Source organism: Isorropodon fossajaponicum endosymbiont JTNG4 (genome assembly GCF_016592615.1).
In the GTDB taxonomy this organism is placed as follows: domain Bacteria; phylum Pseudomonadota; class Gammaproteobacteria; order PS1; family Pseudothioglobaceae; genus Ruthia.
This window is the reverse complement of record NZ_AP013043.1, coordinates 1,214,286-1,239,826: the sequence shown is the minus strand read 5'-3', so window position 1 is coordinate 1,239,826 and position 25,541 is coordinate 1,214,286. Positions and strand designations below refer to the sequence as shown.

Genomic DNA, 25,541 nt, shown 5'->3' with positions numbered 1-25,541 from the left:
ACATAAACGTTAATGAACGAAGAACAACCTCCATCGAAACTCTCCTTTCTACAAAGACTTAAAAAACGTTGCTTGCATACGCCACTATGCACAAGCGATGAGCTCTTACAAGTGCTCAAAGAGGCGGAGAAAAACCATGTCATTGACTCTCATTCTCGCTCAATTATTGAAGGCACGATGCAACTTGAAAAGCTAGAAGTGCGTGATGTAATGGTACCAAAATCAAAAATGGTGATGATTGAGCATCAAGTAAGCACTAAAGAATTGCTTGATATTATGATCAAATCTTCACACTCTAGATTTCCAATTATTAATAGCAATAAGAACAAAATCCAAGGTGTGATTTTGGCTAAGGATTTACTTGAGTTTTTGGCGGGCGATCAGCGCTCTGAGTTTAATTATAAGGAATATTTACGAGATTCTATTCTTGTGCCAGAAAGCAAAACCCTTGGTGCATTATTAAGAGACTTTCAACAAAAAAAATCACACATGGCAATTGTGATGGATGAATATGGTGAAATTGCAGGTTTGGTAACCCTTGAAGATGTTTTAGAACAAATTGTGGGCGAGATTGAGGATGAACACGATTTAGAAGAAGATAACATTATTGATCTTGGTGAAGGTAGATTTTTACTTAAAGCCAACACCCCTATTGAAGAATTTGATGAGTTCTTCTGGGTGAAATTACAAGTTGAAAATATTGACACAGTGGCTGGCTTGGTAATTAAGGGCTTTACTCGTTTGCCTGAGCAGATGGATGAGATATCACTACAAGGCTTTGATTTTAAAATTTTAAAAACCGACTCTAGACGTATTCATTTGCTTGAAGTAGAGCGCTCTTTGGATGGTGGTAATACTTAATGGATATTTTTACTAGTGTTTTTTTAATGGGGTTATTAGGCGGTGTGCATTGTTTAGGCATGTGTGGTGGTGTGGTAGGTATGCTTAGTGCTGGACTTGACCCACAAGTGAGAGCCAATCCAAAAAAAGTGGCACTTTTTCATCTAAATTATAACCTTGGTAGAATTCTAAGCTATATGCTAATGGGGGCTGTCTTTGGCTTAATTGGCACGCTATTGGCACAGACCTTACAAATGGGTGTGTTTGATAAGGTTTTACGAATATTTTCAGGTGTGTTGATGGTTATGGTGGGGCTATATATCGGTAATTGGTCATCCAGCATTCAAATATTGGAAAAACTTGGTGCTAAACTTTGGGTAAAATTACAGCCATTAACTCAACGGTTTTTGCCAATCAGAAATCTTAGAAGTGCATTTTTTACTGGTTTATTATGGGGTGGTATTCCTTGTGGTTTGGTTTATGGTGCGCTTAGTTTTACTGTTTTATCTGGCTCGATGCTTGAAGGTGGTTTAATTATGCTAGCATTTGGACTAGGGACATTGCCAAGTTTGTTGCTAATGGCAAGCCTATCTACCCAGTTGGGTTTTTTAATTCAAAAACCTTGGGTGCGGCGTTTATCTGGCTTGTTGATTATCGTATTAGGCATTATGGCATTATGGATACCGATTAAATCTATGATATTTGACGGCATGCGTATGAATCATTCACATAGTGCTATAAGTTTCCCCAAGTCTACAAATTTTGATTATTTGGTATAATTTCATCATGTCATCCTCATTAGAAAACACCGTACAACTTGCTATTGATTTATTAAAAAAGCATGATATTACTGATTATGAAATTTCGTTAAGTTCAAGTTCTGGCATTTCTACTGCTGTTAGATTAGGCAAGGTTGAAACTTTAGAATATCACCTAGATAAGAGCTTTGATATTAATGTTTATATGGGCAATAAAAAAGGACATGCATCCAGTGTTGATTTGAGCAAACAGGGCATTAGTAAAACCATTGAATCTGCTTGTTTAATTGCTAAATACACACAAAATGATGAATTTAACGGCTTGGCACCAAAAGAATTAATGGCATTTAATGCGCCTGATTTAGATTTGTATTACCCGTGGGATTTAGACTCAAGTAATAGTATTGAGCTGGCCATGCGTTGTGAAGCAGCAGCATTAGACCAAAAGCAGATTGATAACTCAGATGGTGCTGAACTATCAAGTTTCCAAGGCAAAGGTTTATATGTAAATTCACACGGCATGATGGCAGCACAACAAAGTGCCAAGCATTCACTGCATTGCGCCGTTATTGCTAAGCAAGACAAGGATATGCAAACGGCCTATGAATATACAGTGGCATTAGATAATAATGATTTAGAATCACCGGGAGTAGTGGGTCAAAAAGCGGCAAAGCTAGCTATTAACAAGCTGGGTGCAAGGTCGCTCACATCGCAAAAATGCCCAGTTATTTTCACGCCACGCTTGTCTGGCGGATTATTTTCACAATTAATGGGTGCATTAAGTGGCGCTCGTCAATATAAAAAATCAACATTTTTATTAGGCAGTATTGAACAAAAAGTCATGCCCAGTGGCATTAGTTTATTAGAAAACCCATTGGTTAAAAAAACCATTGGTGCCAAGGTCTTTGATCAAGACGGCGTACTAAAAAGACGGCAATATTTTGTCAAAGATGGTCGAGTGCAAAGTTATATCATGGGGCAATACTCAGCCAATCAACTAGGTCTTAAAACCACGGCAAATGCAGGTGGGGTGAATAATGTGATGATTGAACATGGATTTGAAAGTGGGCTTGATGAGATGATTAAGGACATGCATCAGGGCTTAGTGGTAACTGAGCTGATGGGGCAAGGTGTGAATGACATAACGGGTGATTATTCCCGTGGTGCCTTAGGTTTTTGGGTGGATAATGGCAAAATTCAATACCCAGTGTCAGGCATTACAATTGCTGGTAATCTTAAAGAAATGCTGTTAGGTGTTGAACGTATTGGCTCAGATGTTGACCACCGTAGTAACATTAAAGTTGGCTCTGTTTTAGTGAATCAGATGACCATTGCAGGAGAGATGTAATGCACCCTGAAAACAATTTGCAATACGGTATCGCCATTATCGGTGGTGGTATGGTGGGGCAAGCATTTGCTCTATCTATGATTAATAAAGGCTTAAAAATTACTATTATTGAGCCTAATCACCCCAATCCAAAATTGCAAGATAAGTACCACACACGCGTTAGTGCAATTACGCCTAAATCAGAGACACTATTAAAAAATATTGGCGTGTGGGGGTTAATTAAGCGTAAATATGCGTTTACCGATACGCATGTTTGGGATCAAAACTCTCATGGTAGCTTAGATTTTCATAAAGAAGATGAGGGTGTTAATCAATTGGGCTATATCGTTGAAAACGATGCCTTACAATCTGCAATGTATACAGCACTAGAAAAAACCCATATTGAATTTATTTGTACAAAACTAACTGCTATTCATAAGATTAATGATGGCTACCAGCTTGATTTGGATAATAACCAGAAAATAACATGCAGTTTATTGATTGGTGCAGATGGCGCTAAATCACATGTGAGAGAATTAGCAGGCATTGAATTTAATGAAAACAATTACCAGCAAAAGGCCATTGTTTGCAATATCGAATCATTACAAAGTTTTCAAAATACAACTTGGCAGCGTTTTTTGTCAGACAGTATTATTGCCTTACTACCTTTAAGCGAACACCAAGCCTCCATTGTTTGGTCGGCAGAAAATCATTTGGCTGATGAACTTATGCAGCTTTCAGCTGAGCTGTTCGCTGATAGGCTTGCCCAAGGTGTTGAATATAAATTTGGTCGATTTAAAGTTGTTAGTAATATTCAAGCTTTTCCACTCATTGAGCGTAGTGCACAAGATTATGTAAAACATAATCTAGCATTAGTCGGTGATGCCGCGCATAATATTCACCCCCTTGCAGGTCAAGGCGTTAATTTAGGTTTTTCCGATGTTTCAGAATTATCGAAACAATTACATACTAATGATAAACCTTTAGGCGATTATTTAGTTTTACGAAAATATGCTAGAGCCAAAAGATTGGACAATGAGCTCATGGCAAAAACCATGACTGGACTCAATTGGATTTATAAAGAAAATAACGAACCACTTAGATGGCTACGCGGCTTTGGCATGAATTTAATCAACGAAAGTCCGACTTTAAAGTCTTTCTTGCAAAAACAAGCCTCAGGTAATACGCCATTTAATATTTAGTAGTCACTTGCAAAAATCCACTAATTTTTCTTGCTGTTCTAAATCCATTTTATTAAATTCCTCAGTCATTTTAAGCAGTTGAGTTTGCTTAAGATTTCTTAATGCCTCTTGATTGATTTGTTTTCCCTTATCCACTTTTTCAACTTTACTACCCCCAGTTGCTAGCCACGCAAATGACACCCCTAGTAAAACTTTTAGCCAATTTACCTAAATGTGCAGTAGATGGATTAGATATACCACGCTCCCATTGACTACAAATTGAGCGAGAAAGCCCAGGTGCTGACGGTACCTTATCACCAGATATACCTAATTTTTTACGTGCTAATTTAATCCTTTCGCTAATACCGACACTCTGTGTATCTATAGTACTCATTTGCATATTATTACCACCTATAAAATTAAATATGTGTATACTTTATACTTGTAATACCCCAATTTTCCATACAACTCTAAAGTAGAGGCTAGTCATCTTATCACGCCACCTAGGGCAAAGTGCGGTCGTTCGTTATTATAAACCCATAACCACTGTGTGGTTGCATCTTGTGCTTGCTCAACAGAATCAAACAAATGCAGATCTAAACACTCTTGTCTTACTGTACGGTTAAATCTCTCAATGTAGGCATTTTGAGTTGGCTTACCTGGTTGGATGTACATTAACTCAATACCTAAGGCTTGTACCCAGTCTCTTAATGCTTGGCTAATGTATTCAGGACCATTATCACATCTGATAGCCTTGGGCTTGCCACGCCACTGAATCAAACGTTCTAATGATTGAATAACTCGTCTTGCTGGCATGGACAAGTCCACATCAATATTCAAGCCTTCCCGATTGTAATCATCGACAACATTAAAAGTTCTAATGTGCCTGCCATCAGTGAGTGAGTCTGACATAAAATCCATTGACCAAGTTTGGTTAATAGTTGTTGGCACACTCAGTGCTTCGGGTTTATCTCTTTTGATTCTTCTTCTTGGCTTGATTCTTAGATTGAGCTCCAGTTCTTGGTAAATGCGATACACTCGTTTATGGTTAAATTTGTAGTCTTTAACATTACGTAGATATAAATAGCACAGTTTAAAACCCCAACGCTTGTGCGTTGCGGTTAAGCGCAGTAGACAATCGGCAATTAAAGCATTGTCATCACTGAGTTTTGGTTGATAATAATAAGTGCTTTTACTAATGCTACAAACTTCGTAAATAAGTTTGATACTTGTGTTCTTATTTTGTTCATTGATGTTTAAAGCCATCCTCACGCCACTGGGATGGCTTTAGAACTTTTTTGCTAAGGCATCCTTTGTAATTTGCAGTTTCAACTCACTCTCAGCATACATACGCTTGAATTGAGCATTTTCTGATTCTAGCTCTTTTAAGCGTTTAACCATAGAGACAAAATCTGTATCACCGTATTTAGATCTCCATTTGTAAAATGTGGCTTGAGACATTGCGTATTCACGGCATAGATCAGCCACAGATATGCCTGATTGGTTTTGTTTGAGTATGTTGACTATTTATGACTCTGTATATCTTGATTTTTTCATGTGAAAACTCCTTATTTTTTATTATAGAATTTTCTACTTTAGAATGGTGGTTTTTTGGGGTATTACAGATGCGTTTATTGGGTTTAATTTCTCTTTTTAGTTTTCCTAATATTGGCTTTTCTAAAGTTGATTTTTTTCAAAGAAGTTTTACAGAAACTACATTTGATCATATTGTAAATATCACAGCAACAAGTCAGAATTTTTTTAATGATATTGGCCATTGGCCAAATTCAATTGAACATTTAGTGGGTATGAATTATCTAGAAAGCGCGCTTCATGGTTATTCCTTATTAAATCAAAATGGCAGTCTTGATATTGCAATTGAAAATAGTGCTAAAAATAATATCAACTTAGAAAAATATTTTTTAAAATATACAATTGATAAGAAAATGGGTAAAATTTTAGTGCCAGTTAGTAGAGATGACAAAATAAATGATAAATATCGCGCCTTCGGAGTTTGCTCCAATTTGTATTGTTTGTCTTATTAGAGTTTTTTTAGTGTAAAAATCTTTCTAGAATCGCAAATGAAATTCGTGATTAAATAATTTTTTTAAAAAATAAGGATAGAGATATGTTTAAAATAGTTACTTTTTTATGCTTTGTTGATTTTATTAGCAAGTGGGTGTCAATCTAAAAGCGGCATCGTCAAAATCTCTGTTAAAACTACTGTTATATCGAAGTTGGATCATGTTAGATATAGTAGTGGAGAATTGGCTGGAATGTATAATAAAGCAAAGCGGTTCGTTTCTTCTGGAGAGGTTCAAAAGGCGGAGGATATCTTGCAAAAAATATCCAATTATCACCAACCTCCCAATAAACTACTAAAACGTTTAGAAACGCCTTTTAATCTAGCACTTAAGTCCGTAGAAGACTACATTCAAGACTGGTTACTTAGACCAACTGAAGTGACGCCTATTCAGTTAAGAAAACCAAAGCCACCCAGTTATTCTTTCGCCTGCAATTATTGCCAAAGATGAGTTTGAAACAACGAAGTAATTTCGTATTAGGCTAGCACAAAGAAAAAATATTTATCAAGAAAAATTAAATGCAATTAAACAGAGTTATATCGATAAGGTTGGTGTTTATAATACGGCAATAAGGTCTTATGACAGCGAGATACACTGGGAGCAGAAAAGACGACAAGAGCAAGTTGCCTCTATGCGTTCTAGACTTTTAAATACTGCTATTAATGAAATATTAGGCGCACCAAGATTGATTAATGTTAAATACAATGCAGATAAAGAGGTTTTTACTGCCAGAATTGTTGCTTCGGATAATGCAGTTTATTATGATGTGGTTGTTCCTGTTGTCATTGGTGGTGAGGCGCAGAATTTTAAGAATGATGCACGTAAGTCTAAAATTCTAATTAAGATGAATCTAGATGGAAAAATTAAGCCGGTTAATTTTAAAATTAAAAACCCTAAGAAAACTTATACGGCATATTTGTTAGACTCAAAAGATGCAGATTCGCTAACTAGACAAAGAAGTGTTGGTATTGCAGGGATTGATTTGAACGATATTAAGATTAACAAGATTAATTCTCTAAAAGTTGACAAAATAATTGAAAGCAATAAACAATATTTTAGAAAATTCGAGGTAACTGTCGATAGAGAGTTGAACGTGTCATATGATTGAGAGTAGTAAGAACTATTTTTGGCGGATGCATTGTAAATGAAGATTTACCTGAGAGTGTTTTGTCTGCGAATGAAGAGTGTGTTGATGATTTTTATACTAGTGACGGTGAAGTTACCAACGCTCAATATAATAAATTTCTATTAAGTATGGGAAAGTCAGATGAGGCAATTACTGAAAATGCACAGAATCCTGTTGTTAATGTTATAGCCGGCAAAAAGAGGCGGTTGATTTTGCTGAATGGATGTCAAAAGAACATCAAAAGCACTATATGTTGCCAAAGGCCATTCACCGGAAGTATGCAGCTAATGCTAATGCTCTTAGCGTTAAGAAGAATATCTGTAGCCAAGCAAATGTTTATTATTGCAACAATCAATCAGAGTCTATAATACCTGTTAAATCTCTAAGCCCTAACTCATGGGGGTTGTATGATATGTTTGGGAATGGGTTATTGATGAAAGTACCCAAGAGAAGGTTGCCAAAGGCGGTAGTTGGAAATCTATCAGTGCGAAATTTGTTGGTTTAAATTATCAGTATATACCCAACAAGTCTGAAAAATCAGATGAAGTTGGTTTCCGTATTGTAATGATTGATTAGTTTTACCATTCTATAGTGCTTATCTCTAGATCTAACTTGTAAATTTCATATCAATATTTCCTTTCTAAATTTATTAGAAAGGCGTGTTGGATAAAAAATAATAAACACAGACAATGTCTACATAGCAGTATCACTACAAACATTTGTACATTTGCCTAGGGATGTGTTTTGTACCTTAAATATTGACACCGCATAAGGGCGAATTTATTTACCACTATCTAGTAGATTTAGACATATAACGCTTTAAGTTGAAATAAACAAAGGGTGGTGTTGCTTACAACCGTTGTTATAGGGAATATGGCAACGTAATAAAAAATAAAATAGTACGCGTGAAACCACAATATTTTATTAGAAGTAAATTCAAATTATAAGCATGGCTGGATGCTTTATTTAAGTGCGGTATAAATACCAAGATGGGCGGTATCTAGCAAAATTTGTAACCAGCTTAACCAATCTACGTTATAAACTTGATGTGAGCAATAAGCCATCTTATTACCTACACTTTGTTAGTGGAGACTTGTGTTTGGGCTATAGAAACTTATCGCCTATTGGACCACCACCACCATCGCTGGGCGAACTAAGCGGCCATTTAAAGTAAAGCCAAATTGTATGACTTCTAAAACAGAATTTGAGTCTTTGTCTAGCATGGGTATCATGGTAACGGCTTCGTGTAATTCAGGGTTAAAGGTTTCACCTTCTGGGTTAATTATTTCTACACCAAATTTTTCTAAGGTTGAGAGAAAAACTTTATTGGTCATTTCTAGCCCTTCAACAATATGCTTAACAGTGGCTTTTTCTTCTTGTGCAGTTTTAATGCCCATACTTAACGAGTCTTTGACCTCAAGTAATGCTTTGACAAAGCCATCCAGTGCAAACTTGTGCGCATTTTCAACGTCTTTAGCATTGCGGCGTTTGAGGTTCTCCATTTCTGCTTGAGACCTTAAAAGTTTGCCCCAGTTATCTTTAGCAGACTGTTGCGCTTGGATCAGCTGTTCTTGCAAGTCATCTTCTTTAGGCATTTGTGAGGCGGCTTGAATGGCGACCTCAATATCCTCTTTTTTTTTTTGGTTCTTATTTTCTGGTTTCTTTTTTGTCATTTTGCTGCTTAATTCATGTATATTTATTAGAAGTGCTGATTACGGGTAAAATCAAAACTATCCACAAGATGCTTGATTATATGGTGACTATTTTAAAGAATTCAATCTTAATGATTAACAAATATGTTTAACACAATTGGCATTATTACCAAACCTAACGATTCTGTGAGTGAAGGCACAGCTATTGAGTTGAATGAATTTTTATCAAAAAAAGGCGTGGGTGTAGTATTTGACGATAAAAGCATTGCCCAGCAAGCGGATTTGATTATTGTTTTGGGTGGTGATGGCTCGTTGCTTAATACAGCGCGCAGTTTTGTTGATAACAATATTCCAATTTTGGGCATTAATTTGGGGTGGCTAGGCTTTTTGGCAGATGTGCCATTAACAAGCATGTTTGATATCGTTTCTGAGGTTTTAAATGGTGAATACACCAAAGAGGAACGCTGTCTGCTGTCTTGCCAAATAGAGCAGAACAACGAAACATTAGACAACTTTTTGGCATTAAACGATGTAGTTATTCATCGAAAAGAGCATTTAAAAATGGTTGAATTTGATGTTTATATTGATGATAAATTTGTCAACAATCAACGTGCTGATGGTTTGATTATTACCACGCCAACAGGATCAACTGCTTATGCGTTGTCCAGTGGCGGCCCTATTATGCACCCAGGTGTGAATGCTATTGGCTTGGTATCAATTTGTCCACATACCATGAGCCATCGTCCTTTGTTAGTACCAGGTGATAGTGAGGTGGTGATTCAAGTGAAAGATTCAGATGATGGCGCGATTGCTAGTTTTGATGGGCAAACTTCAGTTGCTATTAAAGCCGGCCAAGATATTCGTGTGCGACAGCACAGTAGTTTTATTCATTTATTACACCCAAAGGATTATGATTATTTTGAGATTATTCGCTCTAAATTACACTGGGGTCGTAAACTCTAATCGATGCTGTCTCAATTAAGTGTTAAAAATTTAGCAGTTGTTGAAGCGCTAGACTTGTCTTTTAAGCAAGGCATGAGCGTTGTTACAGGTGAAACAGGCGCAGGAAAATCCATTCTTTTGCAAGCCCTTAACTTGGCATTGGGTGGTCGTGGCGATGCTACCTTGGTACGTCTTGGTGCAGATAAAGCTGAAATTAGTGCCAGTTTTGATGTGGCTCATTATCCAAAAATTCAAAACTATCTTCAAGTGCACTCACTAGAAGATGAGGGTGAGTGTATTTTGCGTAGAGTACTGAATGCTGATGGTCGCTCAAGAGCATTTGTCAGTGGCATTAATGTGCCTTTGTCAGTAATGCGCGGTGTCGGTGAGTTGTTGGTTGATATGCATGGTCAGAATGAGCACCAACTTTTATTGCGTCCCAATCAACAGCGGCAATTATTGGATACGTACGCTGATACGCAAGCACTTTGCACCTCGCTTAATGTGGTAGTAAATGCACACAAACAAGTGAGTGAGCAAATTGAGAATTTGAATAATAACCATCAAATGAAGCTGCAACAACAAGAACTACTCACTCACCAACTCAAAGAATTAAATGATGCAGTATTAAGCGAACAAGAGTTAACTACGATTGAGGCTGAATTTAAGACCAGTGCAAATAGTGCAGCGTTAATTGAGAAAGTCTCAGGTGTATTAAATCAGCTTGAAAACGAAACAGGCATTAATACCCAGCTATTAAGTATTAATCATGCCTTATCTGAGGCGCTAGACATGGACAAGGCGCTAGTCCAAGCTGTAGAATTACTCTCAAATGCTCAGTTGCAAGCCCAAGAGGGTATTTATGAACTTACCCATTATTTGAACAGTTTATCTGTTGATGATGAAACCGTTAAAACGCTAGAGGCACGTCTTGGTGAGTTGCATGATTTGGCCAGAAAGCATAGCTGTCAAATTCCTGAATTATTAACCATCAAAAATAATATTGAGTTGCAATTGGACGAGATAGGCACTGGCACTCATTCGCTTGATGAACTTGTCCATCAAAAAAATCAATTGCAAGCAGACTATCAAGAAAAAGCAGTGCAATTAAGCAAAATTAGAATCAGCAAGGCGTATGAGTTATCAAACTTAGTCACACAAACCATGCAAGTATTGGGCATGCCTGGTAGTGAGTTTTCATCTGCTTTACCCTCCAAGCCTGATGGCGTGCATTTAAATGGTGCAGAGTCGGTTGATTTTTTAGTCAAAACCAGTATGGGACAAGATTTTAAGCCTTTAAAAAAAGTCGCCTCAGGCGGTGAATTGTCACGAATTTCATTAGCCATTTCAGTGATTGGTAGTGACAGCGAATACACTCCTACTTTGATTTTTGATGAGGTAGATGTTGGCATCAGCGGTGCAGTAGCCGAAGTCGTTGGGAAAAAACTTAAACAATTAAGCGGGTATTATCAAGTCATTTGCATTACTCATTTAGCACAAGTTGCTGCTTTTGGTCATCAACATTTGCGTGTGCAAAAGTCACAAGATAAAGACGGTGCACAAACCACAGTAACACAGTTATCTAGCAATGAACGTGTGGATGAGATTGCCCGTATTTTAGGGGGTGCAACTATCACCGAGAAAGCTAGAAATGCTGCTGCAGAAATGATTGGAATGAGTATTTAATGCCCGAATTTAGCTGATACCTTGGTCATCTATTTTATATATGAAACATAAGAAGACCTATCGTCTCATAGACAATCTAAGCAAACTGATTAGAGAATAAAGGCATATATACATAATAATCGCTTGGGTTGCCATAAAATATATTTGACCACATTCTAAAATGAATAATACTGCTTTCTATAGCGTTTATTAAAACTTCCGTAATGTTGAATAATACAAGAACAACGATGTAAGCATGCCAGTGGTGCATTTGTTAAAGCCAATAGAAATTTTCATTTTTTTCTGAAAAAAACCAATTATTGGTATATAGACATATCTTGTTTAAAAAACACATTAGAGGTCTATTTTTTCTTTAAACGCTCGATACCTAACATTTTAAAAATGTACTTTTGATAGGCAGGCTCTGAGTTGCCTGTTTTCATATTGCGAATGAAGAATTTTTCAAAGGCGATTTTAGCAAGGTGCATCACTTTGCCTTTTTTAGCCCAAGTAACGTTTCTAGGTGGAATTTGTGGCATGGCAACAAAGGCTGCACCTGTATCACCCATGTCAGCAATACAAACTGCATTCCAAGTTGGAATATGAGAAGGTGCTTTGTCGGCAATCATTTCTTCAATATTATGCACAACAGCGGTGACCATGGATTCAATCATATAGCCCGTTTTTGGTGTGCCACACATCACAGGTGTTGGCTCAACAGGCGGAATAGCGATATTAACACCGACTGAAAAAATATTATCTTTAATAGGGGATTGTTGATAATCATTCACCATAACAAAGCCACGTGGATTGACAAAGCCTGCATCTACATCGGCTAGTTTTGCAACTGTATCAACGCCTTTAAAGGCGGGTAACAGCATGGTATGCTGGGTGGCAACTTCAATGGTTTTGATGACTTCTCCTTCATCATTAACTTGATCTACGGTGACAGTGTCAGCGGCGATATTAGTCACTTTAGCATTGGTAATCCACTTGATATGGCGTTGTCTAAATTCTGATTCTAGCAGTCCTTTTGAATCGCCCACACCGCCCAAACCTAGATGGCCAATGTAGGGCTCTGCGGTCACAAAGGTGATGGGGCATTTATCACGAATGCCTCGCTTTTTAAGATCAGTATCCATGATGCATGCAAATTCATAAGCTGGACCAAAACAGGAAGCGCCTTGCACGGCGCCCACAACAATTGGACCACCACCATTTGCACAAAACTCTTCCCACTTTTGGCGCGCTGATTCAGCGTGGGCAGTGGTACAAATTGAAACACTATGACCTTCAGGACCCAAGCCTTCAATTTCATCAAAAGCTAATTTAGGACCTGTGGCTAGCACTAAATAGTCATAGTCTACAACTTGATCGCCAACCATAACTTGATTATCATTAGGTTTGATTTCACTAGCCTCGCCGACAATCAGCTCAATATCTTTGCGTTTCAAATGAGGCTCAAGTAAAAAACTGATGTCTTCTTCGCTACGCCAACCAACTGCTAGCCAAGGGTTTGAAGGAATAAAGTTAAAGTTTGGATTATTGGAAATAACCGTCACCTTGTGATTCTTTCCTAATGTTTTTTTAATATCGTAGGCAAAAGGTAGTCCGCCTGTGCTTGCACCAATAACAACAATATGAGCCATAATTTATCTCCTCAAAATGAGTCAATTATTCCGATAATGCGCACACTTGTCAAATATATCACAATATGCTTATATTGTTAATTATAACAAGGCGTGATTTAATTGATCAAAGTCACAAAAAAAAACGATTTTTTTATAAGCCAGACTAGTATAATCTCAACTTTGTGAGTTTGATGGCGATAGATATTTTGGCAACGGATAATGGATGGTCAAAGGCACAATTAGGCATATTGTTAATAGTGGGTGTTTATTTTGCTATCAATGGTGTGGCTTTAGCAGCAATTTATGGCAGTATGACTAGCTTGTTAAATACAGGTTTAATTAATAGGCACACAAACAAACAAAGAAGACAATTATATATGAGCGCAGGAGCTAGCGTTGGCATGATGGCAGTGAGTGTGATTATGCGTATGGCTCTGTTGGTGGCATTGACTTTATTCGGTTTATTGATTTTAAAGTTATCACCAGAGGCGCTAATTATTGGCTTGGTTTTGGGGCAGGTTGGTTTTTTAATAGACAAGGTTATAAATAAGTAATGTCAGCGACAAATGAAGTCATAACTTCTGGTAGCTATATTAAGCACCATTTACAAAATTTGACATATGGTCAATTTCCAGACGGGCATTGGGGGCTTGCGCACACTGTAAGCGAAGCAAAAGAAATGGGCTTTTGGGCTCTCCATCTTGATACATTAAGTGTTTCTTTTGTATTAGGCGCTTTATTTTTAATCTTTTTTTACCGAGTGGGTAAAAAAATGACCCCTGATACCCCTTTAGGTGCGCAAAATTTTATTGAAAGTGTGATTGATTTTATTAACGAAAACGTTCGTGGCTCGTTTAATGGTCAAAACCCCATGGTTGCACCACTAGCACTGACTACTTTTATCTGGATTGTGTTAATGAACACCATGGATTTGGTGCCAGTCGACTGGTTGCCATATGTAGCACAGCAAATCGGTGTTTGGTTTGGTGCTGATCTACATCACGTTTTCTTTAAGGTGGTGCCAACCACTGACCCGAATGCGACTCTTGGCATGTCAATTGGTATTTTTATTCTTATTATTTATTACAGTATCAAGGAAAAAGGCGTGGGCGGTTTTGCGGCAGAATTGACCTTTCATCCATTTGGTAAAATGATGTTGCCGTTTAATTTGTTCTTAGAAGGGGTGAACTTAATTGCTAAGCCTGTCTCATTGGCATTGCGTTTATTTGGCAATATGTATGCAGGAGAGATGATTTTTATTCTCATTGCCTTATTGCCATTCTGGGTTCAGTGGAGTTTGTCTTTACCATGGGCAATTTTCCATATTTTGATTGTATTGTTACAGGCCTTTATTTTTATGACTTTGGTCATTGTGTATATGGACATGGCTCACCAAAAAAAGCGTTAATTTATTTTATAAATAGGAGTAAAAAATGGAACAAAGTATTTTATTTTTAGCAGGTTCAATTTTAATGGGCTTGGGTGCGTTAGGTGCCGCAGTTGGTATTGGTATTTTAGGTGCAAGGTTTTTAGAAGGCGCAGCACGCCAGCCAGAGTTAATTCCAATGCTTAGAACGCAAATGTTTATTGTTATGGGTTTGGTGGATGCGGTACCAATGATTGCTGTTGGTATTTCAATGTATATTTTATTTGCAGTTGCAGCATAAAATAAAAAACGATTTAAAATGCAAAGGGGTTGAGCTATGAATATTAATTTGACAATGTTTGGGCAATTAATCATGTTTGCTATGTTTACATGGTTTTGTATGAAATTTGTTTGGCCGCCTATTGTGATGGTCATGGAAGAGCGTAAAAAACGTATTGAAAGCGGCTTACTGGCGGCGGAGCGTGGTCGTTCTGAGCAAGAAGAGGCGCAAGTCAAAGCTCAAGAGATGATTAATCAATCTAAAGACCAGGCGGCTGAGATTATTGCAAATGCCACTCGTCAAGCATCAAATATGGTTGAGGATGCAAAAGACATTGCTTTAAAAGAGGTGGGTAAAGTAAAAGCGCAAGCACAAGCACAGCTTGAACAAGACACAATTCAAACCCGTAATGAGTTAAAAAATCAAGTGTCTGACTTAGTTATGCAAGGCGTTAGTGCGGTGCTTGTCAAGGAAGTTGATGTGAAAGCACACCAACAAATGTTGGGTAAATTGTCACAATCGCTGTTGTAATTAGTTATGGAATTAGCCGTCATCGCCAAGCCTTATGCCAATGCAATTTTTGAATTGGCACAGCAAGACAAATCGCATTTGCAGTGGAAAATGGTTTTAGATGCAAGTGCGCAGTTACTTATTGATGAACAGATGCACAGATTTATTGCTTCTCCCAACGTTTTAAAACAAGATAAATTAAGCACTATTAAGGCATTACTTAAATCAATACTGGTAAGAGAGTTGAGTGAGCACGAAGCAACATTTATTGGCGTGCTATTAGACAATAATCGCACCAACGCATTGCCAAGTATTGCCACCTTGTTTGAAAGTTTGATGAACACAACAAATGATGCCAAGATGTTTAATGTCATTAGTGCTTATCAGTTAAACGAGCCTGAAAAAAAGCAAATTGTGAGTGATTTGGAAAATCAATACAACAAAGTAGTAAGCATTGACACCACTATAGATAAAGACTTAGTAGGTGGCGTTATTGTTAAAGATGGTGATAAAGTTATCGATATGTCAATCAAAGCTCGAGTGAATGAGTTGGGGTTGCGTTTATCAATAACACACTAAATTATTAAAATTTAAAGAGGAAGGACTATGCAATTAAACGCTCATGAAATTAGTGATTTAATTAAAAAGCAAATAGAAGGATTTGACTTTGCCGTCCAGGCACGTACAGAAGGTAGTGTGGTTAGTGTGGGTGATGGCATTGTCCGTATTCATGGTTTGGCTGATGTGCAATTTGGTGAAATGCTTGAATTCCCAAATAATACTTTTGGCATGGCACTTAATTTAGAGCAAGACAGTGTTGGTGCGGTTGTTCTGGGTGATTATTTGCATATTTCAGAAGGTGATGTCGTTAAATGTACCAATCGTCTAGTTGAAGTGCCTGTTGGTGAGGCTATGCTAGGCCGAGTGGTTAATCCATTAGGCAAAGCCATTGATGGCAAAGGTGACATTGATGCTCAAGGTGTACGGCCATTAGAAATAATGGCACCTGGCGTGATTGATCGTAAATCAGTAGACCAGCCTATTCAAACAGGTATTAAAGCGATTGATGCAATGGTGCCAGTGGGTCGCGGTCAGCGTGAGTTAATCATTGGCGATCGTCAAACAGGTAAAACAGCTGTCGCGATTGATGCAATTATCAATCAAAAAGACAGTGGTATTCGTTGTGTATATGTTGCTATTGGTCAAAAAGATTCATCAGTAGCAGCGGTTGTGCGTAAATTAGAAGAGCACGGCGCATTGGAAAACACCATTATTGTGACTGCAGGCGCTGCATCATCTGCAGCGCTGCAATACATTGCACCTTATGCAGGGTGCGCTATGGCTGAGTATTTTCGTGATCGAGGCGAAGATGCTTTGATTGTTTATGATGATTTAACCAAGCAAGCTTGGGCTTATCGTGAGGTTTCTTTATTACTTAAACGCCCACCAGGGCGTGAGGCTTATCCGGGTGATGTGTTTTATTTGCATTCGCGCTTACTTGAGCGTGCCTCACGTGTCAATGCAGACTATGTAGAGAAGATAACTAATGGCAAAGTTAAGGGCAAAACAGGCTCTTTAACAGCATTACCAATTATTGAAACGCAAGGTGGTGATGTGTCAGCATTCGTTCCTACCAATGTTATTTCAATTACGGATGGTCAAATTTTCTTAGAAACAGATTTATTCAATGCAGGTATTCGTCCAGCGATTAACGCAGGTTTGTCAGTATCACGTGTGGGCGGTGCAGCGCAGACTAATATTATTAAAAAACTAGGTAGCGGTATTCGTCTTGATTTGGCACAATATCGTGAGTTGGCAGCTTTTGCACAATTTGCCTCTGATCTTGATGCAGAGACTAAGGCACAAATTGATCGTGGTCAGCGCGTGACAGAGCTGATGAAACAAAATCAATATTCGCCTCTATCAATTGCTGAGATGGCAACCTCATTGTTTGCCGCCAATTCGGGCTCGTTAGATGATATTGAAGTCAATAAAGTGGTTGATTTTGAAGCGGCGCTAATCGTTTATATGAATGCAAACCAAGTATCATTAATGGATAAAATTAATGAAACAGGCGATTACAATGATGAAATTTCAAACGAACTACAAGCGGCAATTGATGACTTTAAGGCAAACCATACTTGGTAGAATGGAGTAGATAATGGCAGCTGGCAAGGAAATTAGAACACAAATTTCGAGTATTAAAAATACCCAGAAGATTACTTCGGCCATGGAAATGGTCGCCGCTTCTAAGATGAAAAAAGCGCAAGATAGAATGTTAGCGTCACGCCCTTATTGCGAAAAAATATCCAATGTTATTGGTCATTTAGCCTATGCACATTCAGAATTTGAACATCCTTATATGAACAGTTCTGAAAAACTTCAGCGTGTTGGTATTATTATTATTTCAAGTGACAGAGGTTTGTGTGGCGGTCTAAATACTAACTTGTTTAGGCATATTTTAAGACAAGTTGTTGAATATCAAGCTAAGGGTATTGAAGTTGATATCTGCACTATTGGCAAAAAAGCAACCTCATTTTTTAAAAATTCTGGCTTGAACGTTAAATCTGTATTGACAGATTTAGGTGATGCGCCTCATTTTGATGATTTGTTAGGCACGATTAAAGCCATGCTTGACGGGTTTGATGCAGGCGAAACCCAACAATTATCAGTAGCCTACAACAAATTTGAAAATACCATGACCCAAGCACCCACCATTATGCAATTAGTACCAATGGTGGCAGGCAAATCGGATAATATGAACCACTATTGGGACTATATTTATGAGCCTGATGCACAAAAGGTTCTAAGTGCGTTACTAGTGCGTTATATTGAGGCTTTGGTTTATCAAGGCTTAGTTGAAAACATTGCCTGTGAGCAATCTTCACGCATGGTTGCAATGAAAAGTGCAACTGATAATGCAGGTGATATGGTTAAAGAGTTAGAGTTGGTTTACAACAAGGCAAGGCAAGCGGCAATTACGCAAGAAATTTCTGAGATTGTTAGCGGCGCTGCTGCTGTTTAAAGTTTAAAAAAAGGAAAAGCAAAATGAGTACAGGAAAAATTACACAAATTATTGGCGCGGTTATCGATGTCGAATTCTCAGCAGACAGTATGCCAAAAATTTATGACGCCTTAAAAGTTCCAGAAACAGGCTTAATCTTAGAAGTTCAGCAACAGTTGGGCGACCATGTGGTGCGTGCAATTGCCATGGGTGGTTCTGAAGGCCTAAAAAGAGGCTTGGAAGTCACCAACACAGGTGAGCCGATTAAGGTGCCTGTTGGCGTTAAGACATTAGGGCGTATTATGAATGTGCTGGGCGAGCCGATTGATAATGCTGGCGACATTGGTCAAGAAGTCGATTGGGCTATTCACCGAAGTGCGCCTGCTTATCATGAACTGGCACCTGCAGCAGAATTATTAGAAACAGGTATTAAAGTCATTGATTTAATTTGCCCGTTTGCCAAAGGCGGCAAGGTTGGTTTGTTTGGTGGTGCTGGTGTTGGCAAAACCGTTAATATGATGGAGTTAATTCGTAATATTGCGATTGAGCATTCTGGTTATTCAGTATTTGCTGGTGTGGGCGAACGTACTCGTGAAGGCAATGACTTTTATCACGAAATGAAAGAGTCAAATGTACTTGATAAAGTGTCTTTAGTGTATGGTCAAATGAATGAGCCTCCGGGAAACAGGTTGCGTGTTGCCTTAACAGGACTAACCATGGCAGAATACTTTCGTGATGAAGGTCGTGATGTATTGTTGTTTATTGACAATATCTATCGTTATACACTTGCAGGTACGGAAGTATCGGCACTATTAGGTCGTATGCCATCAGCAGTGGGCTATCAGCCAACATTAGCAAGTGAGATGGGCGCATTACAGGAACGTATTACTTCAACTAAAAAAGGCTCAATTACCTCAATTCAGGCAGTGTATGTACCTGCAGATGATTTAACTGACCCATCGCCAGCAACTACATTTGCTCATTTAGATGCAACGGTTGTGTTGTCACGTCAAGTAGCAGAATTAGGCATTTATCCTGCGGTAGACCCACTGGATTCTACTTCACGCCAACTAGACCCGTTAATCGTGGGCGAAGAGCACTATAACGTGGCTCGTGGCGTACAAGTCGTGTTGCAACGCTACAAAGAATTAAAAGACATTATTGCGATTTTAGGTATGGATGAATTATCTGAAGAAGACAAGCGTTCAGTGTCTCGTGCTCGTAAAATTCAACGCTTTTTGTCTCAGCCATTTTTTGTGGCAGAAGTCTTCACTGGTGCACCAGGAAAATATGTCTCACTTAAAGACACAATTGCTGGATTTAAAGCCATTCTTGATGGTGAAATGGATGATTTTCCAGAGCAAGCATTCTACATGACAGGCTCAATTGACGAGGTTCGTGAAACCGCCAAGGAGAACGCATAAATGCCAACCATTCATGTTGATGTCGTTAGTGCAACAGAATCGCTTTATTCGGGTGAGGCGTTGTGTGTATTTGTACCCGCATCCACAGGTGAGCTAGGTATTTATCCAAAACATACAGCACTTTTGTCAACCTTAAAACCAGGTGAAGTTCGAGTAGAAACCGATAAAGGTATAGAATCTATTTATGTTTCTGGTGGCATTGTAGAAGTCCAGCCAGATGTTGTGACTATTTTTTCTGATACTGCAATTAGAGCAAGTGATTTAGACGAATCTAAGGCGTTAGAGGCTAAACAGCGCACACAAGAGGCAATGGAAAATGCAACTAAGAGTCAAGACATTTCAGCAACACAAGCAGCACTTGCCGAGTCAATGGCACAATTGCAAATGATTAACAAGATGCGCGGTAAGAAAATTTAAGAACCATAGTCCTTAATTAAAAATACCGTTGATCTAATTTTTTAGTGATAAGTAGTTAATTTTTTTAAAGTTAACAATTTTGTTGCTAGCCACCTCAACGCCTTCTTTTTTGAGGCGTTTTATTTTAATTTTGATATCTTCCGCAAAATCACCTAAATCTCCATTTGACTTAACCACACGATGGCAGGGCACTTCAGGTGCAAAAGGGTTTTTGTTCATTGCAGAGCCAACCGCTCTATAGGCGTTGGGGTGATTAATGAGTTTGGCAAGGCCAGCGTAGGTAATAACTCTGCCAGCAGGAACCTTATCTTTAAGGGTTTGGTAACATTTTTGTTGAAATGGGGTTATGTTAGGTACTTTTCCATGGTTTTGTCAAAGGTATTTTGAGCTTTTAATAATAAATCACAAACTTCTCTTACTGCGCCATGACCACCTATTTTTTTAGTCACTAATGAGATATTTTTGTTTAAAAATATAGCCAATGTTGTTTCAATCTTAGGTGTTCTACCTTTGACTTCATTGTATCTAGATGGTGGGTATCAGTATTTACTTCCACTGATTCTTGACCCTGTAAACCAGATTGTGTAAAGCCCTCGTTAAAAATCAGACATAATCCTTTAATCTATCCTCATGCAGGATTATAAACTAATTCACTGCTTGTGACCAATTTCTAATTGGCATCGTCCATTTCTTACTGGCTGCTTCAATGGCCAAAAAGACAACTTTAAAAGCAGAATCATCGTGATTAAAAATCTTTCTATTCTTGATAGATTTACGAATCACTGAGTTTAAGGATTCAATGGCATTGGTGGTATAGACTGCCTTTCTAATGGCTTCAGGATAAGCAAATATTGTTGCTACATTATCCCAATGACGTCGCCATGATTTGGCAATGCTTGGGAACTGTTTACCCCACTGGTGTTCAAACTCATCTAATGCGAGTAAAGCCTCATCTTCACTGATGGACTGGTAAATTTGTTTAAGACTACTGGCAACCTGCTTTCTGTCTTTGTAACCCACATATTTAAGGGAGTTTCTAACCATATGCACAATACACCGTTGAACACCAGTCTGGGGGAACACGGCATTAATTGCCTCAGGAAAGCCCGTTAGTCCATCGACTGAGGCAATGAGAATGTTTTTAACGCCACGATTACTAATATCATTAAGAACGCCTAGCCAAAACTTGGAAGATTCATTTTTTGATAACCACAGACCCAAGTATTCTTTTCTGCCTTCAAGGTTCACACCTAAGGCGATATACATGGTCTTTTTGATGATTTGCTTATCTTGCCTAACTTTAATGACAATACCATCTAAATAGACAATAGGTAAATTTCATCAAGTGGACGATTACGCCATTCAATCGCTTGGGTGATAACCGCCTGCTGAGTGACATTGGATACCAATGTTGCTGAGATGTCTACATCATACATTTCTTTAAAGGTTGAGACGATGTCACGGGTACCTATGCCTTTGGCATATAGGCTTAATATCTGACTATCAAAAGCACCCAATCGGCGTTTGACCTTTTTCAATAATTAAAGGTTCAAAGCTACCTCTGCGGTCTCTTGGGATAGCAAGTTCAACTTCACCATGATTGCCTTTGACGGTTTTAGGGTAATAGCCATTACGAGCATTGCTGTCTGTATTAAGCTCGCTGCTATTTTGCCCATATTTTGGATAACCAAGATGATGTTCCATCTCAGCACCTAATGCTGCTTCAATGGTCATTTTAACCAGTGAAGCAGCTAGATCTGCTAAATCATCTTGGGTGTGGATGTCTTTGGCAAGTTCATCAGCAAAAGCACGGAGCTTTTTCTGGTTGATGCCTGTGTTGTTAAGTTGCTTTTTTTTGTTTCTTGGTATTGTGTTACTCATGTTTTTTCTCCTTTTCGGGGATTATAAAATATGAGGGTTTACACAATCTGGTTTACAGGGCCCTCATAACGGGTAAATCAATAATGTCATCGCCCATATAAGCAACTTGTTCAGTTTGAAGCGATAGTTTTTTGATAAGATCATTAAAAGCAACAACCTTGTCATCTTGTCCTTGGTAAAAATGTTCAATGCCTAAATTCTTCATCCGGTGTGCTACATTTTTAGAGCTTCTGACGCTAATAACAGCCGCTTCAATATCATTTTGTTTGAGTGGTTTAATTGCCTAGCCCATCAAGCGAATTAAAGCGCTTAGGCCCCATACCTTCGTCAGAGAAGTATAAGCCACCATCTGTTAATACACCATCTACATCAAGAATAATCAGTTTGATGTTTTTGGCTTGTTGGTTTAATTTATCAAGTAATTGCATGTAGTTTATTCCACTTAAAATAAGGCCCAGGATCTGTTTTTCTTATCGGAGAAATATCGCTATGACCTTTGATGGCATTTATTGGATAATGAGACTTTAATAAATCTACTACCTTATTTAAGACTTCGTATTGTACCGATTCATACGGTGTATTGTCATCTCCTTGTAACTCAATACCGATAGAAAAATCATTACAATTATGCTTGCCTTTATAGTTTGATTCACCTGCATGCCAAGCGCGCTGATTAAAAGGTACGAATTGAATGATCATGCCATTACGTTTAATCAACAGGTGCGTGGATACTTTCAGGTCTTTAATGGTTTTAAAATAAGGGTGCTGATTGGTATCAAGCTGATTGGTAAAAAAATCTTCAATATGGTTGTTGTTGAATTTGCCAGGCGGTAGTGAAATATTATGAATAACAATCAAAGATATGGCTTGGTTGGGTCTTTTATTAAAGTTTGGCGAGCTGATTTGCTTGGCGCTTTCAAGTCGGTGACTGTTAATCATCGCTCAATTATAACCCTAATTTAACCGATTAAAGTAACGACCTCTGAGCAGCAATCTTGGATTGAGCGGATTGTCAATAAACCCAGAACGCTTGTGCAGGATGTTGTTGCACAACATGCCCTGATTAGCAGTCATAGTATGGCTAAAGTGATATTCAGTGGTCGCGCTTAAATGTGCATCTAAAATGGTAATGGCTTGCTTAACTTTTTGAGCATCTAAAAATTTGATGTTTTTCTTTCTTTGCGTATAGCGCATATAAAGTTGTGAGCTAGGTTCATCAATAAAAAAAATGGCGCCTATGGAGGTTTTACGCCTGACAACGCCGTTCACAACGTGCTCGGGTATACTCATGGCTTGGGTATGAGTAAGCGCCTTAGCAACATCTGGATTAGACTCCCTTAGTTGTAAATACACCATTTGCTGATCAATCCATTGGTTTTCTCCACCACGGCTTGCAGGTGTGACACAAAACAAAGAAAAGGCACGTATGCGCTGCTCTATTGTATTGTAATAACCGTCTGTGTGCCAGCCGATGGCCTTATCAGTGTAGGGAATAAATTCTGCCTGGTCTTTTTTTACGCTTTGGGTAATATGCGCTAAGCCTTGGTCTTGGACGTATAAATGTGGGTCATAATCTATTAATCCAAGCTGTTTATTAATGGCAATAATGGCTTGCGGGTAGTTGTCTTGTTGCTTAATGTTAAACAAGGCAAAATTGTTTTGCTGGCAAAAAAGCTTAATCCTGTCTTTTTCTGAGCGTGTGAGTTCAAAAGGATTACTAATTTCAATTAAACAAGTTTCAATCTTAGTATTAGCATTTGCTAGTTTGTTATCTCGCCAACGTTTGTATTCATCCAAATTGCTAAGAATGGACATAATAATTTTTAGCCGTTAATGCGTTTATCAATCACCCATTGTTGGGTGATTGATAAGATGTTGTTAACCACCCAATAAAGCACCAATCCAGACGGGAACCATAGGAAGAAAATGGTAAATACAAAAGGCAATGCCATCATAATTTTTGCTTGCATTGGGTCAGGTGGCGGCGGGTTTAGTTTTTGTTGAACAAACATCGAAACACCCATGATGAGTGGCAATATGTAGTAAGGGTCTTGGGTTGATAAATCGGTTAAATACCAAAATGGTGCTTGGCGTAATTCAACCATTTCTAATAGTACCCAGTAAAGTGAGATAAATACAGGAATTTGTACCAAGATGGGTAAACAACCAGAGGCAGGGTTGATTTTTTCCTTTTTATATAATTCCATGGTTTTTTGACCCAGTTTTTGTTTGTCATCACCATAGGCCTCTTTAAGCTTTGTCAATCTTGGGGCGAGTTGTCGCATGCCTGCCATTGAGCGGTATGATTTTTCGCTGAGCTTATAAAACGCCAATTTGATTAACAAAGTAAGGACGATAATAGAATAACCCCAGGAGTGAATTATTGAATAAATCCAGCCAAGCAACTCAGATAATGGCTTAGCAATAATAAACAGTACGCCGTAGTCAACAGTTTTGTCTAAGCCCGGCGCAACATTGTTAATTTGTTCTTGCTCTTTAGGTCCGATATAAAGGCTACTGCTTGGTAGCGTGGCTGTTGCACCAGGTGCTATTGCTAGTTCTGGGTTTACAACGGTTAGTAAATACTCACCATTGATAATCTTTGATGAATAAGTATGTGTTTGGTTTGCATCTGGGATTGCAGCTACAAAAAAGTAATGCTCAATCATTGCTATCCAACCGCCTTTGGAGGTGGTTTTTGGCTGGTCGCCAAAGTCTTCAAACTCTATTTTTTCATACACATCTTGGTCATCAAACCTTGCACCACCTGTGTAGGTTGGCATCATCATGTTGGATTGATCAAGCGCATTGCGAACCAGTTGTGTATAACCAGTTATGTTTAATGTATTGTTAGTAGTATTGGTTACTTGGTAATCAATGCCAACCACGTAGCTGTTTTTGTTAAAGTGATATCGCTTGGTGACTTTGATGCCATTCTCACTTTGCCAAGTAAAGGGCACAACCAAACTATTACCATCCATTTGATAGTGGCTATTTTTTGAACTAAATATTGAGTGGTGAGTAGGCATTTGTCCTTGCGGCAATAAACCACTTTGTGCTTGGAATATTTCACCAGTTTTATCACTAAGCAGCTGAAACTTTTGCTCAGAATTAATCTCTATTGGATAATCATTAAGCCATGCATTTTGGATAGTGCCACCCTTGTGGCTAATCTCTAAGGTTAGTAAATCTGTTGTGACCGTTGTAAATGGGCCTTGATTTTTTGCAACAGCATTAGGAAGGTCTAATTCAGCATTACGATTTGTAACACTGGGCACGTCTAAGTTCTGATTTGCTAAGGAATCGTTTGTCGTACTAGCACTTTTAATTTTGGTTTGGCTGATTAAATTACCGTTTGCACCCACTGCATGTGTTACCTCCCACTTGTCCCATAAGAGAAAAATACTTAAAAAAATAGCAGCAATGAGAAAGAATTTTTGGTTGTTCATAAGA

30 protein-coding genes and 2 pseudogenes are annotated in these 25,541 nt (G+C 38.3%); 19 read left to right on the top strand and 13 right to left on the bottom strand.

The annotated features are described in order from the left end of the window. The first annotated feature begins 12 nt into the window (after positions 1 to 12). The 4 genes from CVFO_RS07295 to CVFO_RS07280 are packed head-to-tail and all read left to right on the top strand — an operon-like array spanning position 13 to position 4,127. Positions 13 to 861, top strand: coding sequence for a CorC family transporter (locus CVFO_RS07295; protein ID WP_201339373.1), 849 nt, complete (start codon positions 13 to 15; stop codon positions 859 to 861). After that, positions 861 to 1,619 carry a sulfite exporter TauE/SafE family protein gene (locus CVFO_RS07290; protein WP_201339372.1) on the top strand — a complete coding sequence of 253 codons (759 nt, stop codon included), beginning with the start codon at positions 861 to 863 and terminating at the stop codon, positions 1,617 to 1,619. Before CVFO_RS07295 ends, CVFO_RS07290 begins: the two co-directional genes overlap by 1 nt. A 7-nt stretch (positions 1,620 to 1,626) precedes the next feature. After that, entirely contained in the window at positions 1,627 to 2,946 is a 1,320-nt protein-coding gene (pmbA, locus tag CVFO_RS07285) for a metalloprotease PmbA (RefSeq protein WP_201339371.1), read from the top strand. Continuing rightward, positions 2,946 to 4,127, top strand: coding sequence for a UbiH/UbiF/VisC/COQ6 family ubiquinone biosynthesis hydroxylase (locus tag CVFO_RS07280; RefSeq protein WP_201339370.1), 1,182 nt, complete (start codon positions 2,946 to 2,948; stop codon positions 4,125 to 4,127). The genes pmbA and CVFO_RS07280 overlap by 1 nt, the downstream gene beginning before the upstream one ends. Positions 4,128 to 4,130: 3 nt before the next feature. Here the strand turns inward: CVFO_RS07280 and CVFO_RS09175 are convergent, their stop codons facing one another. The 3 genes and pseudogenes from CVFO_RS09175 to CVFO_RS07270 form a co-directional block, all read right to left on the bottom strand. After that, positions 4,131 to 4,262, bottom strand: coding sequence for a hypothetical protein (locus CVFO_RS09175; protein WP_281064397.1), 132 nt, complete (start codon positions 4,260 to 4,262; stop codon positions 4,131 to 4,133). 13 nt (positions 4,263 to 4,275) lie between these two features. Then, positions 4,276 to 4,500 (bottom strand): helix-turn-helix domain-containing protein, encoded by a 225-nt coding sequence (locus tag CVFO_RS07275; RefSeq protein ID WP_201339369.1) that lies wholly within the window; start codon positions 4,498 to 4,500, stop codon positions 4,276 to 4,278. Positions 4,501 to 4,592: 92 nt separating this feature from the next. Then, a pseudogene (locus CVFO_RS07270) lies at positions 4,593 to 5,633 on the bottom strand (IS3 family transposase). Between the two features lie 2 nt (positions 5,634 to 5,635). On the opposite strand from CVFO_RS07270, the gene CVFO_RS07265 reads away from it, so the two are divergent. The 4 genes from CVFO_RS07265 to CVFO_RS09555 all read left to right on the top strand — a co-directional run bounded on the left by CVFO_RS07265 (position 5,636) and on the right by CVFO_RS09555 (position 7,821). Beyond that, positions 5,636 to 6,151, top strand: coding sequence for a hypothetical protein (locus CVFO_RS07265; RefSeq protein ID WP_201340458.1), 516 nt, complete (start codon positions 5,636 to 5,638; stop codon positions 6,149 to 6,151). A gap of 670 nt (positions 6,152 to 6,821) precedes the next feature. Next, positions 6,822 to 7,298, top strand: a complete 477-nt coding sequence (locus CVFO_RS07260) for a hypothetical protein (protein WP_201339368.1) — start codon at positions 6,822 to 6,824, stop codon at positions 7,296 to 7,298. After that, the gene (locus CVFO_RS09050) at positions 7,295 to 7,684 is read left to right on the top strand and encodes a hypothetical protein (protein ID WP_245394576.1); all 390 of its coding nucleotides are present in this window, start codon (positions 7,295 to 7,297) and stop codon (positions 7,682 to 7,684) included. Before CVFO_RS07260 ends, CVFO_RS09050 begins: the two co-directional genes overlap by 4 nt. Next, positions 7,567 to 7,821, top strand: coding sequence for an SUMF1/EgtB/PvdO family nonheme iron enzyme (locus CVFO_RS09555; RefSeq protein ID WP_425352130.1), 255 nt, complete (start codon positions 7,567 to 7,569; stop codon positions 7,819 to 7,821). Before CVFO_RS09050 ends, CVFO_RS09555 begins: the two co-directional genes overlap by 118 nt. A gap of 616 nt (positions 7,822 to 8,437) precedes the next feature. Here the strand turns inward: CVFO_RS09555 and grpE are convergent. Then, on the bottom strand, positions 8,438 to 8,989 hold the full coding sequence (gene grpE, locus CVFO_RS07250; protein ID WP_201339366.1) for a nucleotide exchange factor GrpE: 552 nt from the start codon (positions 8,987 to 8,989) through the stop codon (positions 8,438 to 8,440). Positions 8,990 to 9,112: 123 nt separating this feature from the next. On the opposite strand from grpE, the gene CVFO_RS07245 reads away from it, so the two are divergent. Further along, the gene (locus tag CVFO_RS07245) at positions 9,113 to 9,931 is read left to right on the top strand and encodes an NAD(+) kinase (RefSeq protein WP_201339365.1); all 819 of its coding nucleotides are present in this window, start codon (positions 9,113 to 9,115) and stop codon (positions 9,929 to 9,931) included. Positions 9,932 to 9,934: 3 nt separating this feature from the next. After that, the gene (gene recN / locus CVFO_RS07240; protein ID WP_201339364.1) at positions 9,935 to 11,596 is read left to right on the top strand and encodes a DNA repair protein RecN; all 1,662 of its coding nucleotides are present in this window, start codon (positions 9,935 to 9,937) and stop codon (positions 11,594 to 11,596) included. A 341-nt stretch (positions 11,597 to 11,937) separates the two neighbouring features. On the opposite strand, the gene CVFO_RS07235 is transcribed toward recN, so the two are convergent. Further along, entirely contained in the window at positions 11,938 to 13,224 is a 1,287-nt protein-coding gene (locus CVFO_RS07235) for an NAD(P)/FAD-dependent oxidoreductase (protein ID WP_201339363.1), read from the bottom strand. Positions 13,225 to 13,397: 173 nt separating this feature from the next. Here CVFO_RS07235 and CVFO_RS07230 point away from each other — a divergent pair, with 173 nt between their 5' ends. From CVFO_RS07230 to CVFO_RS07190, 9 genes are read left to right on the top strand one after another with little or no spacing between them, the layout of a single operon-like run. Further along, positions 13,398 to 13,760, top strand: coding sequence for an ATP synthase subunit I (locus CVFO_RS07230; RefSeq protein WP_225879248.1), 363 nt, complete (start codon positions 13,398 to 13,400; stop codon positions 13,758 to 13,760). Further along, positions 13,760 to 14,614, top strand: a complete 855-nt coding sequence (atpB, locus tag CVFO_RS07225; RefSeq protein WP_201339362.1) for a F0F1 ATP synthase subunit A — start codon at positions 13,760 to 13,762, stop codon at positions 14,612 to 14,614. Before CVFO_RS07230 ends, atpB begins: the two co-directional genes overlap by 1 nt. 25 nt (positions 14,615 to 14,639) lie before the next feature. Continuing rightward, on the top strand, positions 14,640 to 14,873 hold the full coding sequence (gene atpE, locus CVFO_RS07220; protein ID WP_201339361.1) for a F0F1 ATP synthase subunit C: 234 nt from the start codon (positions 14,640 to 14,642) through the stop codon (positions 14,871 to 14,873). A gap of 36 nt (positions 14,874 to 14,909) precedes the next feature. Next, entirely contained in the window at positions 14,910 to 15,383 is a 474-nt protein-coding gene (locus CVFO_RS07215; protein WP_201339360.1) for a F0F1 ATP synthase subunit B, read from the top strand. A gap of 6 nt (positions 15,384 to 15,389) precedes the next feature. Beyond that, entirely contained in the window at positions 15,390 to 15,941 is a 552-nt protein-coding gene (locus CVFO_RS07210; protein WP_201339359.1) for a F0F1 ATP synthase subunit delta, read from the top strand. 27 nt (positions 15,942 to 15,968) lie between these two features. Further along, entirely contained in the window at positions 15,969 to 17,510 is a 1,542-nt protein-coding gene (atpA, locus tag CVFO_RS07205; RefSeq protein WP_201339358.1) for a F0F1 ATP synthase subunit alpha, read from the top strand. Between the two features lie 13 nt (positions 17,511 to 17,523). Further along, complete coding sequence (gene atpG, locus CVFO_RS07200; RefSeq protein ID WP_201339357.1) at positions 17,524 to 18,387, top strand: F0F1 ATP synthase subunit gamma; 864 nt, start codon at positions 17,524 to 17,526, stop codon at positions 18,385 to 18,387. A gap of 23 nt (positions 18,388 to 18,410) precedes the next feature. After that, positions 18,411 to 19,790 (top strand): F0F1 ATP synthase subunit beta, encoded by a 1,380-nt coding sequence (atpD, locus tag CVFO_RS07195; RefSeq protein ID WP_201339356.1) that lies wholly within the window; start codon positions 18,411 to 18,413, stop codon positions 19,788 to 19,790. Next, a complete protein-coding gene (locus CVFO_RS07190) occupies positions 19,791 to 20,207 on the top strand; it encodes a F0F1 ATP synthase subunit epsilon (RefSeq protein ID WP_201339355.1) in 417 nt (138 codons plus the stop codon). A gap of 33 nt (positions 20,208 to 20,240) precedes the next feature. Here CVFO_RS07190 and CVFO_RS07185 read toward each other — a convergent pair whose 3' ends face one another. The 8 genes and pseudogenes from CVFO_RS07185 to yidC form a co-directional block, all read right to left on the bottom strand. Next, positions 20,241 to 20,555 (bottom strand): methylated-DNA--[protein]-cysteine S-methyltransferase, encoded by a 315-nt coding sequence (locus CVFO_RS07185; protein ID WP_201340441.1) that lies wholly within the window; start codon positions 20,553 to 20,555, stop codon positions 20,241 to 20,243. Further along, a complete protein-coding gene (locus CVFO_RS07180) occupies positions 20,552 to 20,689 on the bottom strand; it encodes a hypothetical protein (RefSeq protein ID WP_225879247.1) in 138 nt (45 codons plus the stop codon). Before CVFO_RS07180 ends, CVFO_RS07185 begins: the two co-directional genes overlap by 4 nt. 163 nt (positions 20,690 to 20,852) lie before the next feature. Further along, positions 20,853 to 22,037, bottom strand: a pseudogene (locus CVFO_RS09170) (IS256 family transposase). 103 nt (positions 22,038 to 22,140) lie between these two features. Next, positions 22,141 to 22,329, bottom strand: a complete 189-nt coding sequence (locus CVFO_RS08870; RefSeq protein ID WP_342591036.1) for a hypothetical protein — start codon at positions 22,327 to 22,329, stop codon at positions 22,141 to 22,143. 34 nt (positions 22,330 to 22,363) lie between these two features. After that, positions 22,364 to 22,516: a hypothetical protein gene (locus CVFO_RS08865; protein ID WP_225879245.1), complete on the bottom strand. Its 153-nt coding sequence runs from the start codon at positions 22,514 to 22,516 to the stop codon at positions 22,364 to 22,366. Beyond that, positions 22,503 to 23,027 carry a 1,6-anhydro-N-acetylmuramyl-L-alanine amidase AmpD gene (ampD, locus tag CVFO_RS07165; RefSeq protein WP_201339354.1) on the bottom strand — a complete coding sequence of 175 codons (525 nt, stop codon included), beginning with the start codon at positions 23,025 to 23,027 and terminating at the stop codon, positions 22,503 to 22,505. Before ampD ends, CVFO_RS08865 begins: the two co-directional genes overlap by 14 nt. 15 nt (positions 23,028 to 23,042) lie before the next feature. Then, positions 23,043 to 23,903: a TauD/TfdA family dioxygenase gene (locus CVFO_RS07160; RefSeq protein WP_201339353.1), complete on the bottom strand. Its 861-nt coding sequence runs from the start codon at positions 23,901 to 23,903 to the stop codon at positions 23,043 to 23,045. A gap of 8 nt (positions 23,904 to 23,911) precedes the next feature. After that, entirely contained in the window at positions 23,912 to 25,537 is a 1,626-nt protein-coding gene (gene yidC, locus CVFO_RS07155; RefSeq protein WP_201339352.1) for a membrane protein insertase YidC, read from the bottom strand. Positions 25,538 to 25,541: the final 4 nt, after the last annotated feature.

What these genes read in the sequence shown, in the direction of transcription:
- CVFO_RS07295 (WP_201339373.1), top strand. Translation starts at nt 13, where the DNA reads ATGAACGAAGAACAACCTCCATCGAAACTCTCCTTTCTACAAAGACTT.
- CVFO_RS07290 (WP_201339372.1), top strand. Translation starts at nt 861, where the DNA reads ATGGATATTTTTACTAGTGTTTTTTTAATGGGGTTATTAGGCGGTGTG.
- pmbA (WP_201339371.1), top strand. Translation starts at nt 1,627, where the DNA reads ATGTCATCCTCATTAGAAAACACCGTACAACTTGCTATTGATTTATTA.
- CVFO_RS07280 (WP_201339370.1), top strand. Translation starts at nt 2,946, where the DNA reads ATGCACCCTGAAAACAATTTGCAATACGGTATCGCCATTATCGGTGGT.
- CVFO_RS07275 (WP_201339369.1), bottom strand. Translation starts at nt 4,500, where the DNA reads ATGAGTACTATAGATACACAGAGTGTCGGTATTAGCGAAAGGATTAAA.
- CVFO_RS07265 (WP_201340458.1), top strand. Translation starts at nt 5,636, where the DNA reads ATGACTCTGTATATCTTGATTTTTTCATGTGAAAACTCCTTATTTTTT.
- CVFO_RS07260 (WP_201339368.1), top strand. Translation starts at nt 6,822, where the DNA reads ATGCGTTCTAGACTTTTAAATACTGCTATTAATGAAATATTAGGCGCA.
- CVFO_RS09555 (WP_425352130.1), top strand. Translation starts at nt 7,567, where the DNA reads ATGTTGCCAAAGGCCATTCACCGGAAGTATGCAGCTAATGCTAATGCT.
- grpE (WP_201339366.1), bottom strand. Translation starts at nt 8,989, where the DNA reads ATGACAAAAAAGAAACCAGAAAATAAGAACCAAAAAAAAAAAGAGGAT.
- CVFO_RS07245 (WP_201339365.1), top strand. Translation starts at nt 9,113, where the DNA reads ATGTTTAACACAATTGGCATTATTACCAAACCTAACGATTCTGTGAGT.
- recN (WP_201339364.1), top strand. Translation starts at nt 9,935, where the DNA reads ATGCTGTCTCAATTAAGTGTTAAAAATTTAGCAGTTGTTGAAGCGCTA.
- CVFO_RS07235 (WP_201339363.1), bottom strand. Translation starts at nt 13,224, where the DNA reads ATGGCTCATATTGTTGTTATTGGTGCAAGCACAGGCGGACTACCTTTT.
- CVFO_RS07230 (WP_225879248.1), top strand. Translation starts at nt 13,398, where the DNA reads ATGGCGATAGATATTTTGGCAACGGATAATGGATGGTCAAAGGCACAA.
- atpB (WP_201339362.1), top strand. Translation starts at nt 13,760, where the DNA reads ATGTCAGCGACAAATGAAGTCATAACTTCTGGTAGCTATATTAAGCAC.
- atpE (WP_201339361.1), top strand. Translation starts at nt 14,640, where the DNA reads ATGGAACAAAGTATTTTATTTTTAGCAGGTTCAATTTTAATGGGCTTG.
- CVFO_RS07215 (WP_201339360.1), top strand. Translation starts at nt 14,910, where the DNA reads ATGAATATTAATTTGACAATGTTTGGGCAATTAATCATGTTTGCTATG.
- CVFO_RS07210 (WP_201339359.1), top strand. Translation starts at nt 15,390, where the DNA reads ATGGAATTAGCCGTCATCGCCAAGCCTTATGCCAATGCAATTTTTGAA.
- atpA (WP_201339358.1), top strand. Translation starts at nt 15,969, where the DNA reads ATGCAATTAAACGCTCATGAAATTAGTGATTTAATTAAAAAGCAAATA.
- atpG (WP_201339357.1), top strand. Translation starts at nt 17,524, where the DNA reads ATGGCAGCTGGCAAGGAAATTAGAACACAAATTTCGAGTATTAAAAAT.
- atpD (WP_201339356.1), top strand. Translation starts at nt 18,411, where the DNA reads ATGAGTACAGGAAAAATTACACAAATTATTGGCGCGGTTATCGATGTC.
- CVFO_RS07190 (WP_201339355.1), top strand. Translation starts at nt 19,791, where the DNA reads ATGCCAACCATTCATGTTGATGTCGTTAGTGCAACAGAATCGCTTTAT.
- CVFO_RS08865 (WP_225879245.1), bottom strand. Translation starts at nt 22,516, where the DNA reads ATGCAATTACTTGATAAATTAAACCAACAAGCCAAAAACATCAAACTG.
- ampD (WP_201339354.1), bottom strand. Translation starts at nt 23,027, where the DNA reads ATGATTAACAGTCACCGACTTGAAAGCGCCAAGCAAATCAGCTCGCCA.
- CVFO_RS07160 (WP_201339353.1), bottom strand. Translation starts at nt 23,903, where the DNA reads ATGTCCATTCTTAGCAATTTGGATGAATACAAACGTTGGCGAGATAAC.
- yidC (WP_201339352.1), bottom strand. Translation starts at nt 25,537, where the DNA reads ATGAACAACCAAAAATTCTTTCTCATTGCTGCTATTTTTTTAAGTATT.